Origin of the sequence: Sphingomonas sp. CBMAI 2297 (assembly GCF_029870595.1) — a bacterium.
Taxonomy (GTDB): Bacteria; Pseudomonadota; Alphaproteobacteria; order Sphingomonadales; family Sphingomonadaceae; genus Sphingomonas.
Map to the genome: position 1 here is coordinate 19003 of NZ_JAPDIR010000020.1, position 10402 is coordinate 29404.

Annotated in this window: 7 protein-coding genes; 3 read left to right on the top strand and 4 right to left on the bottom strand. The window is 66.8% G+C overall.

The genetic code is table 11. From position 1 onward, the window contains the following. Positions 1–16 precede the first annotated feature (16 nt). Entirely contained in the window at positions 17–3382 is a 3366-nt protein-coding gene (locus OMP43_RS20520; protein WP_280281412.1) for a TonB-dependent receptor, read from the bottom strand. Between the two features lie 522 nt (positions 3383–3904). Then, positions 3905–5425, bottom strand: coding sequence for an MFS transporter (locus tag OMP43_RS20525; protein WP_280281413.1), 1521 nt, complete (start codon positions 5423–5425; stop codon positions 3905–3907). Between the two features lie 58 nt (positions 5426–5483). Between OMP43_RS20525 and OMP43_RS20530 the strand changes: the two genes are divergently transcribed. Both OMP43_RS20530 and OMP43_RS20535 read left to right on the top strand, forming a co-directional pair. Further along, entirely contained in the window at positions 5484–6497 is a 1014-nt protein-coding gene (locus tag OMP43_RS20530; RefSeq protein ID WP_280281414.1) for a LacI family DNA-binding transcriptional regulator, read from the top strand. 371 nt (positions 6498–6868) lie between these two features. Further along, positions 6869–8161 (top strand): MFS transporter, encoded by a 1293-nt coding sequence (locus OMP43_RS20535; RefSeq protein ID WP_280281415.1) that lies wholly within the window; start codon positions 6869–6871, stop codon positions 8159–8161. A gap of 51 nt (positions 8162–8212) precedes the next feature. Here OMP43_RS20535 and OMP43_RS20540 read toward each other — a convergent pair whose 3' ends face one another. Together OMP43_RS20540 and OMP43_RS20545 are read right to left on the bottom strand one after the other, a co-directional pair. Continuing rightward, complete coding sequence (locus OMP43_RS20540) at positions 8213–8383, bottom strand: hypothetical protein (RefSeq protein ID WP_167298047.1); 171 nt, start codon at positions 8381–8383, stop codon at positions 8213–8215. Between the two features lie 82 nt (positions 8384–8465). Continuing rightward, positions 8466–9473, bottom strand: a complete 1008-nt coding sequence (locus OMP43_RS20545; RefSeq protein WP_280281416.1) for a LacI family DNA-binding transcriptional regulator — start codon at positions 9471–9473, stop codon at positions 8466–8468. Between the two features lie 83 nt (positions 9474–9556). On the opposite strand from OMP43_RS20545, the gene OMP43_RS20550 reads away from it, so the two are divergent. Beyond that, positions 9557–10312 (top strand): kinase, encoded by a 756-nt coding sequence (locus OMP43_RS20550; RefSeq protein WP_280281417.1) that lies wholly within the window; start codon positions 9557–9559, stop codon positions 10310–10312. Positions 10313–10402: the final 90 nt, after the last annotated feature.

The following is a 10402-nucleotide window of genomic DNA, read 5'->3' on the forward strand; positions in this document are numbered from 1 at the left end:
GCGGCGCCGAGGGGAGTTAGAATTTGAACCGGGCGCCGAACTGGAAGCGCCGGTCGACGCGGCTCCAGTTCGCGTCGCGGAACACCGGCTTGGCGTTGGGCGTAGCGCTCGAGTCGCCGAAGATCTGCTGCTGGAACACCGTGGTGGTGCCGAGCAGGTTCGATCCTTCGATCGACAATTCGACCCATTTGGCCAGCGAGACGCGCAGCGACCCGTCGAGGAAGCCCGCCGCCTTCTGGAACACCGGCAGGCCGATGCAGCAGTCGAGATTGTTGGTGAGGAAGCGCGAGCGCCAGTTATAGGCGAGGCGCATCGCCACCGGGCCCTTTTCGTACAGCGCCACGGCATTGAACGTGTGCTTGGAGATGCCCGCCAGCTGGTGCGAGTCGATCACCACGCCGCGTCCGCCGGAGACGTCGAGGCCCGCGCCGAAGCCGCCGGTCCCGCCCGAGTCGAGCGCGCCTTGCGTCACTAGGTTGGAGTTGCTGATGCCCGACTGGTCGACAAAGGTATAGTTGAGCTGGGTGCCGAAGCCGCTCAGCACGCCGGGCAGGAAGTCGAAGAAGGTCTGGAACGCGACTTCGAAGCCCTTCAGCTCGCCGCCGCCGGCGCCGTTGCGCGGCCCGCGCATCAGCACCGTCTGGGTAGAGCCGTTGTTGGTGAAGCTGCGCAGGAACTCGCCATAGGCGATCGTGCCGTTCAGCTTCTTGTAGAAGCCGTCGATCGTGAACGAGCTGCTGCGGCCGAAATAATGCTCGAAGGTGAGGTCGAACTGGTCGGCCGTGATCGGCTTCAGCGCCGGGAAGCCCGATTCCGCGCGGAACACGAAGTTGTAGCCGGTCACCGTGCCCGCCCCATTCTTCACCAGATAAGGCGAGTCCGGCCTGCCGTTGAGGTCCGGCCCCAGGATCGAGACGAAGTTGCGCAACAGGCCGAAGTCCGGGCGCGACATGCCCCGCGAATAGCCGAAGCGCACGAACGTCTTGTCGTCCAGGCCGAGGCGGAGGTTGAAGCTCGGCAGCCAGTTGTCATAGCTCGCCGTGTAGCTGTTGGGGCTGCCGCCACCGCTGGCGAAGGCCGCCACCGCCGGCGTGACGAAGCACATCGGGTTCACCACCCAGCCCGTCGGCAGCGGGCCGCCGCAAGGGACATAATTGTTGAAGGTGGTGGTGAGCGGATAGCCGACGCTGCCGTCCGAGGCGATCTCGGTGCGGACGAAGCGCAGGCCGATATTGCCGCGCACGTTGAGCCCGCCGATGTTCATGCCGTCCCCGCCGAAGCGGAGCATCGCATAGGCGGCCTTGGTCTTCTCCTTGACGTGCATCACTTCGGACGGGAGATAGCAGCCCTCGATCGTGGCATCGGCGCGGTCGCAGATCGGCTGCCAGCTCATCGGCGAATTGGTGGTCGCGCCGCTGACGCCCTGCACCAGCCGGGTCCGATCCATCAGCGTGGCCCGGTTCATATAGACCAGCGCCGGATTGTCGTAGACGCTGCCATTGTAGAAGCCGTCGCCAAGGGTGACCGACTCCCACATGCCCGCGCCATAGCCCTTGAAGGCCGGGTGACCCGCGTTGCAGCTCGGATAGGCACCGCCGGTAGTGTTGTCGATGTTGAAACCCGGGCCGTTGCAGTTCCACGAAGCGGCGACCGGGCTCCAGTTGAAGGTGGAATAGCGGACGGTCTGGCTGCGATCGGCATAGCGCACGCCGACCTTCAGCGAGTCGAGCCAGCTGCCCTCGTCGAAATCATAGGCGACGTCGCCGCGGAACGCGGTTTCCTTGGCGTCATTATGCTCCATGTGCGCCTGGATGAACGGCATCCAGTAATTGTGCGGGTTGGAGAGGCCGCCAGTGGCGTAGTTGACGTTCGAACCGGGCAGCAGCTTCACCTGCGGGGTGCCGTCGCTGTTCGTGCTGTACTGCATGTTGGCCATCGAGCCGACCGCGACGAGGATGTCGTCATTGGTCGTGTTCGCCCAGATGTGCTGCACGTCGAGATTGATGTGCAGCTTCTCGGTGGGGTCCCAGCTGATGTTGCCCGACAGGTCCTGGGTCCGCTCGCGGTGATCGAAGTTGCGCGCCTCGTTCTGGAAATAGAGGCCGTCCTGCAGCGTCGTGCAGACCGAGGGCGCCGCGCAATTGTTGACGAAGGGCAGGCCCGGCACGGCCGAACCGGTGTTGATCGCGTCCTGGGTGCTGCTCCAGCTGCCCGCCCAGCTGCCATGCGCCTGGGTGAGCGTGCCCGAGCGGAGCATGCCGTCCGCGCCGAAGACGAAGGCCGAGGTGCCCGGCGCGGCGCCGAGGAACGAGCTGGTGCGCGGATAGAAGGACGGCTTGCCATAGGCGTCGCCCTGGAAGATCACATGGCTGGCCCGCTCGAGCCAGGCATTGTGATATTCGCTGTCGTTATATTGCGCGGTCATCCGGAAGTTGCCGGCATTGTTCTCATATTGCGCCGCCGCCGAGATGCCGCGGCGGACACGATCATAATCGACCTGCGAATAGCGGATGCCGTCCGGGATATAGGCCCAGCCCGAGCCGCCGAACGGGTTCGAGGCGCAGGCGACCGATCCATCCGAATTGACGATGCCGCCGCCCGAAGCATTGGTCGAGCCGGTGGTGCAGAAGGTGTCGATCTTGTCCATGATCACGCTTTCCGTGCGCGTGATGACATGGCTGCGGGCGAAATCGGCGAGCAGGCCGAAGCGGCCGATCGCAGTGTCCCAGGTGTTCGAGATCAGGCCCGAGAATTCGCCGGTCCACTCCTTGGAGCGGCTGCCATAGGTTGCCTTGGCATTGCCGGCGACGACGAGGCCCTTCTGGTCGAACGGCAGGCGGGTACGCAGGTTGACCGTGCCGGCCAGCCCGCCCTCGATCATCTCCGCCGTCTGGTTCTTATAGGCGTCGACGCCAGACATAAGCTCGGGCGACACGTCGTTGAAGTTGAGGCCGCGATAGCTGTCGGCCGAGAAGCTGTCGCGCCCGTTGAACTCGGTGCGGACGAAGGTGAGGCCGCGAATCAGCACGCCGGTGGGCTCGCCCGAGGGGTGCGTGGAGTCGTCGGTCGATTGCAGGCGCGACGTGGTGATGCCCGGCACGCGCTGGAGCGCGCCCGACACCGAAGTGTCCGGGAAGGCGCCGATGTCGGTCGCGGTGATCGAATCGACCACCGTGTCGGAATCGCGCTTGATCGTCTGCGCGGTCTCGAGCGCCTTGCGGACGCCGACGACGACGATCGCGGGCGAATTATCGTCTTCCCTGGCCGTTTCGGGCGCGCTGGCCGGTGCCTGGGCGGTTTGCGCCTGGGCGATGCCGGCAAGCCCCATCAGGGCCATGGCGGCGAGCGAGGCGCTGCCCCGCAAGATGGTGGTCTGCTTCATCTTTCCTCCCTCCGTCGCTCCTTTGCGGAGCTGTTGCACGCACGACGCCCCGGAGCCCCCGCCCCGCGGCGCCGCGTCAATTCCCTTGTCGGTGCGTGGAAATGCGATCGCGCGAAATGCGCGCGCGGCAACGCCCGGCGCTGCTGCGCGTGATCGCAAGCCGGCTATGCCGCGCTTCCCCCAAGACACCCTCCATACGTGCCGGCGGCGCTCTACGGCGCCGCCATCCACCCCGAGCCGCCCGATCCGAAGGCATGGAAACGCCGACGGCCCTGCCGGGAAGCTCTTTGCGTAACTTTGCGTAAATTGAGCATAACCGCAAGAGGGAAATTATCGAACAGCAAACTTGTGATATATCATTATAAAATAACGTCTTATATGATTATATCGCCAAAATAGATCCAAATTCCTCGCCTGCACATGAGTCGCACAGTGCAATTTTGCCTTGCAATCAATGCAAGTTTTGCACAACCTGACGATGCAATGCAAAGCAGCGCAATCTCGCGCGCGGCCCTGCCGGCGCTATGGCCGGGCGCCGGTATCGGCGCCGGAAGGAAGCGCGAGCGCGAAGCCCGCCGCGATCAGCAGCGCGGCGGCGGCGAGGACCAGCGCATATTCGGCCTGGCCGTGGAAGATGCGGCCGACCAGCGGCCCGAGCATCGTCGAGGCGACGAGCTGCGGGATCACCAGGAACATGTTGTGGATGCCCATGTACACGCCGGCCTTGCCCGGCGGGACGCTGCCGGCGAGCATGGCATAGGGCATGGACAGGATCGCCGCCCAGGCGAGCCCCACGCCGATCGTCGGCAGCCAGAGCGCCACCGGATCCGCGACGAGCAGGAAGCCGAGCAGCCCCGCCGCGCCGAACACCAGGCACAAGGCATGCGTGGCGCGGCGGCCGAGCCGCTCGCCGATACCGGGCAGCAGCAGCGCGCCCAGCGCCGCGACGCCGTTATAGCCGGCGAAGAGCACCCCCACCCAGTCGGCGGCGGCATTGTAGCCCGGCGAAGCGGGATCCGCGGTGCCATAATGGCGCAGCGCCAGCGCGGGCACAGTATAGATCCACATCGCGAACAGCCCGTACCAGGTGAAGAACTGGACGATGGCGAGCCGCTTGAGGAGCAGCGGCATCGAGCGGATGTCCTCGACGATCTCGAGCATGCCGATCGAGCTGCGACCGAGCCGGCGCAGGCGGACCACCACTGCCTGAAGCAGCCCGAACAGGAAGCAGATGCCGGCGACGACATAGATCTCGCGCTTCCAGCCGGCGAGCGCGGCGGTGCCGGCGATGCCGAGGCCCGCGAGCATCCATGCCATGCCATGGCGGACCAGCGAGGCGGCGCGTTCGGGCGACAGGGCGTGCGGCGGCATCGCCGCTTCGGGCAGCCGCGCCGGCGCGGGGCATTCGCGGGTGGTGGCGATCGTCCAGCCCACTGCCGCCAGCAGGCAGAATCCTCCGATATAGAAGGCCGTGCGCACCGATTGCGGGAGCATGCCCGGCTCGGGCCGGCCGCTCAGCCCCGCCCAATGGACGAGCATCCAGGGCAAGGCCGATGCGAACACCGCGCCAATGCCAATGAAGAACACCTGCATCGCGAAGCCGGCGGTGCGCTGGCTCTCGGGCACCCGATCCGCCACCAGCGCCCGGAACGGCTCCATCGCGATGTTGATCGAGGCGGTGAGCACCCACAGCATCAGGCTGGCGACCCAGAGGCTGGCGGCATTGGGCATCAGGAACAGGGCGAGCGCCGTGCACAGCGCCCCCGCCAGGATATAGGGCCGCCGCCGGCCGAGCGGGCCCCGGGTGCGGTCGCTCAGATGGCCGATGATCGGCTGGACGAGCAGCCCCGTCGCGGGGCCGGCGATCCACAGGATGGCGAGATCGTCGAGCTCGGCGCCCAGCGTCTGGAAGATGCGGCTGGTATTGACGTTCTGCAGGCCCCAGACGATCTGGATGCCCAGCAGACCGAAGCACATGTTCCAGATCTGCAGCAGGCTGAGCCGCGTCACGCGCGGCGCATCGCTCGCGTCGCCAGCTTGCAATGCTCCCCCCTCACCGTTTTAAACTGGCCGTATTCGGCTTTCCTCAAGCTTGGGCACAATGGGCAGCAGTAGCAACAACAATACGACGCTGCAGGACCTCGCGCAGCTGGCCGGCGTATCGATCTCGACCGTCTCGCGGGCGCTCAACGATCATCCGCTGATCAGCGCGCGGACGAAGCAGAAGATCTGGGCGCTGGCGCGCGACCATGATTATCCCTTCCGGCCCTATATGCCGGCGGCGCCGGTGGGGGCCGAGGGGACGATCGTGATCGTCACGCCCTTCATGCGCGGCCGGCCGCTGCCGCTCTCGCACCCCTTCTTCCTCGAGCTGCTCGCCAGCATCGGCGAGGCGGCGCGCGCGCGCGATTGCGACTTCACGGTGAGCCACACCACGCCGGCGAACTATGAGGACCTCGTCGCCACCACCACCACCAGCCGGGCGAGCGGCGTGATCTTCCTCGGCCAGTCCATGCTCCACGACGCGTTCAACCAGCTGACCGAATCCAACGCCAATTTCGTGGTGTGGGGCGCGCAGATGGCAGGGCAGCTCTACTGCTCGATCGGCTCGGATAATCAGCTTGGCGGCCGCCGCGCCACCGCGCACCTCGCCCGGCTGGGTCGCAAGGCGATCCTGTTTTTAGGCGGCACCGATCCGGAATCGATGCAGCGCAAGCGCGGCTACAACGAGGCGCTCAAGGAAGCCGGGCTGGAAATGGACCCCAAGTTGGTGGTGCCGGTGGATTTCGAGCTGGAATCGGCCGATGCGGCGATCAGCCGGCTGTTGCGGCGTCACCTCCATTTCGACGGGATCGTCGCCTCGTCGGACCTCATCGCGCTGGGCGCGATCCGCGCCCTGCGCCGGGCGGGCGTATCGGTGCCGAGCGACGTATCGGTGGTCGGCTATGACGACATGCTGCTCGCGCGGCTTTCCACCCCCGCGCTCAGCACCATCCGGCAAGACACGTTCGAGGCCGGCCGCCAGCTCGTCTCGCGCATCCTCGATCCCTCCCCCGATCCCAGCGCCGAGCGGCTGCCGACGGACCTGATCGTGCGGGAGTCGTGCGGGGGATGAGGCGCTACGCCCTGCTCGCGGCGATCCTGCTCACCGCCTGCTCCCCGCAACCGAAGCGGGAGGCATTGGCCGTGGTGGTCAGCATCGCGCCGGATGCGAACCCCAAATAGAACCCCAACGAGGTCATGATCACCGCCCGCACGCCGGAAGGCGCCTTTGGGTCGAAGCGAGTCCTGATCGCGCGCCTCAGCTGCCGCGTGGGCGACACGGTCCACGGGGCGGCACGGGGCCTGGCCCTGACACTCGACGAGCGCGCCTGCGAACGCCGATGACGGCGATGGCCATTAACCGATTGCCGCCATGCATGCCGCTCGGCTATGCCCACGCGTCAATCGGCGGGAAAACCCGCGTTCAGAGGTGAAGGTCAGCTTATGCACGGTGCGCTCGGTTTGATGCGGGAGCGCCGATTCCTGCCGCTGTTCGTCACCCAGTTCCTCGGCGCGTTCAACGACAATCTGTTCAAGAACGCGATGATCTTCTTCGCGACCTACCAGATCTTCAACTCGGTGGAGGATGAGACCCGGTTCAGCGCGATCGCGACCGGCATTTTCATCCTGCCCTATTTCCTCTTCTCCGCGCTCGCCGGCCAGCTCGCCGATACGTACGACAAGGCGAAGATCATGCGGATCATCAAGGCCGCCGAGGTCGGCATCATGCTGGTCGGCGCCGCGGGCATCTTCCTCAAGCATCTCGAGCTGATGCTCGTCGCGCTGCTCGGCATGGGGATCCACTCGGCCTTTTTCGGCCCGATCAAATACGCGATCCTGCCCCAGCACCTGGAAGAAGACGAAGTGCTGGGCGGCACCGGCATGGTCGAGGCCGGCACCTATATCGCGATCCTGTGCGGCACGATCGCCGGCGGCGTGATCAGCGCGAAGGCCGCCGCCTTTGCGGTGATCGGCGTCGCGGCGGTCGGCTGGTTCGCCTCGCTGCGCATCCCGGCCGCGCCGCCGATGACCAAGCTCAAGATCGACTTCAACATCTTCCGCGCCTCGTGGCGGCTGATCTCGGCCACCATGCACATCCGCCGCCTCTACCTGGCGATCATCGCGATCAGCGTGTTCTGGACGATCGCGGCCGTGCTCGGCGTGCTCTTCCCCCCGCTCGTCAAGAACGTGTTCCACGCCCAGAAGGACGTGGCGAGCGTGTTTCTCGGCATCTTCTCGGTGGGCATCGCGATCGGATCGGTGATCATCAACCGGCTGCTCAAGGGGCATGTCTCGGCGAAATATGCCGTCCGCTCGGTACTGACGATGATGGTGTTCGTGATCGGCTTCTATGTCGTCGCGCGCTTCTGGCCGGTGCATGACGGGCCGCTGATCAAGACCGCGGAGTTCGTGATGATGCCGCTGGGCTGGGCGGTGCTCGGCTTGCTGATCGCGATCGCGATCACCGGCGGCATGTTCGTGGTGCCGCTCTACGCCTTCCTGACCACCACCGTCGAGAAATCGCAGACCGCGCGCACCGTGGCGGCGAACAACATCGTCAATTCGGGTTTCATGGTGTTCGGATCGGTCGGGATCTTCGGGGTGAGCAAGATCCCCGGCATGGGCGTGGCCGAATGCATTCTGGTGGTGGTGGCGCTCTGCCTGGCCTCGGCCTGGTGCGCGAACCGGCTCTACAAGGCCGAGGATGCGCCGCACGCGCCCGACGTGCTGCCTTGAAGCAGCTCAGCCGACGCTGAACCCGGGCGGCACCGGGCCGTGCCGCCGCCGTCAGGCAATGAACGTGAAGAAGCAGACGAAGAAGGCAGTGAAGCTCAGCGCGAAGAGCTTCACGTCGCTGTCGTCCCGCAGCTTGCGCTGCTGCGCCACGGCGCGGCGGACATGGCGGCGGAACGGGTGGCGGCGGGGCGCGTAGCCCTCGATGACGAGCTGGCGTTGCATGGCCAGCAGTTAACGACTTCTTAACCTTTGCCGCCAGCACTACCTATGGTTAACCACTGTCCGGCGGCGGGACAGCCCTTGGTTACCGCGCGGCTGGCCCCGTGCTCGCCCGCACCACCAGCTGATGGTCGAGCGTGACCCGCGGCTGGGGCGCATTGCCGCCCAGGATCAGCTCGGCCGCGGCGGAAGCGAGCTCCTGCACCGGCTGGCGAATGGTGGTGAGCGGCGGCCACACCGCCCGCGCCAGATCCGAATCGTCGAACCCCGCGATCGAGAGCTGGCCCGGCACGTCGATATCGCTCTCATGCGCGACGGCGAGCGCGCCGGCCGCCATGTCGTCATTGCCGGCGAAGATCGCCGTGGGCCGCTCCCTGCGCGCCAGCAGCTCGCGCGCGGCCGCGGCACCCGAGGCGAAGTCATTCTCCGCGGCGACGACGAGCGACGGATCGAAGGCGATCCCATGCGCCGCGAGCTCGGCCTTGTAGCCGGCGAGGCGATCCGCCGAGGAGGCATGGCTGTCGAGGCCGCGGATCATCGCGATGCGGCGATGCCCGAGTCCGATCAGATGCCCGACCAGTTCGCGCGCGGCGGCGATATCGTCCATCGATGCCGACATGCCGGCATCCTTGCGCGCACCCGGCGCGATCCGGACATAGGGCAGCCCGCGCCGGTCGAGCTCGTCAAGCAATGCCGCGACCTCGGTCACTGGCGGCGAGAGGATCAGGCCGTCGAGATGCGTCTCGTCGATCAGCGCGAGCACGTTGGAGACGAGATCGGGCGATTGGCTGTCGATCGGCTGGAGCAGCAGGCGATAGCCCAGCTCGGTGCAGCGCTGCTGCGCCCCGGTCTGCACGTGATAGATGTAATAGGGACTGGGATTGTCGTAGAGCAGGCCAACCTGGAACGACTTGCGCCCGGCAAGCGTGCGCGCGGCATGGCTCGGGCGGAAGTTGAGCCGCGCGACGACTTCCTCGACACGGCGGCGCGTCTCTTCGCTGACATGCTTCTCGTTGTTGAGCACGCGGCTGACGGTCTTGAACGACACGCCGGCGATCTTCGATACTTCCTTGATCGTGGGACGGCTGGACATCACTTTCCCCGCCGGGAGGCAGCCCCGGCCTGTGCAAGCCATATTTGACAGCGCTGGCAGTGCGCAAGCTAAGAAGCAGATCGATGGACATCGCGCAGCCTCCCTCCGCCGCGGCCGAGATCATCGCCGCACGGCTCCGACCCGGCGCGCGGAGCCCCTTCGTGCTCGGCATCGCCGGGGCGCAGGGCAGCGGCAAGTCGACGGTCGCGCGCGCCCTTGCCGCCCGTTTCGGCTGCCCGGTGTTGTCGCTCGACGACCTTTATCTCGACGGGGCCGCCCGGCAACGGCTCGCCGAGACCGTGCACCCGCTGCTGCGCACGCGCGGCGTGCCGGGCACCCATGACGTCGCCGCCGGGCTGGCGGCGATCGAAGCGCTGGCGCACGGCCCCACCCTGCTCCCCCGTTTCGACAAGGCACGCGACGAGCCCGGCAGCCCCGAACCCGTGGCCGGGCCGGCCGAGATGCTGATCCTGGAGGGCTGGTGCCTGGGCGCGCGGCCGCAGGTCGCAGCGGAACTCGCCGCGCCGATCAACGATCTGGAGCGCATGCACGATGCGGACGGCCGCTGGCGGCGCTGGGTGAACGCGCAGCTGGCCGGCCCCTATCAGGCGCTCTGGGCCCGGATCGACCAGCTCGTCTTCCTCGAGGCGCCCGGCTTCGAAGTGGTGGCCGATTGGCGGATCGAGCAGGAACGCGCCGCACGCGGGCCGATGTCAGATGCCGAGGTCCGGCGCTTCGTCCAGCATTATGAGCGGCTGACCCGGCACATGCTGCGCCACGGCCATGGCTGGGCCGATCTGACGCTGCGCCTGGACGCCGATCGGCGACCGAGGGATTGATCCAAGTTAATCGGCGCCCGCATGCGCCGGGCCGGTTTTCGTTGGGCGCCGCGGCTCGCGCGGCGCCCGCCCCCCGAAAAGGGCCGAGAG

Coding starts and splice junctions, on each gene's coding strand:
- OMP43_RS20520 (WP_280281412.1), bottom strand. CDS start 3,382: ATGAAGCAGACCACCATCTTGCGGGGCAGCGCCTCGCTCGCCGCCATG.
- OMP43_RS20530 (WP_280281414.1), top strand. CDS start 5,484: ATGGGCAGCAGTAGCAACAACAATACGACGCTGCAGGACCTCGCGCAG.
- OMP43_RS20535 (WP_280281415.1), top strand. CDS start 6,869: ATGCACGGTGCGCTCGGTTTGATGCGGGAGCGCCGATTCCTGCCGCTG.
- OMP43_RS20540 (WP_167298047.1), bottom strand. CDS start 8,383: ATGCAACGCCAGCTCGTCATCGAGGGCTACGCGCCCCGCCGCCACCCG.
- OMP43_RS20545 (WP_280281416.1), bottom strand. CDS start 9,473: ATGTCCAGCCGTCCCACGATCAAGGAAGTATCGAAGATCGCCGGCGTG.
- OMP43_RS20550 (WP_280281417.1), top strand. CDS start 9,557: ATGGACATCGCGCAGCCTCCCTCCGCCGCGGCCGAGATCATCGCCGCA.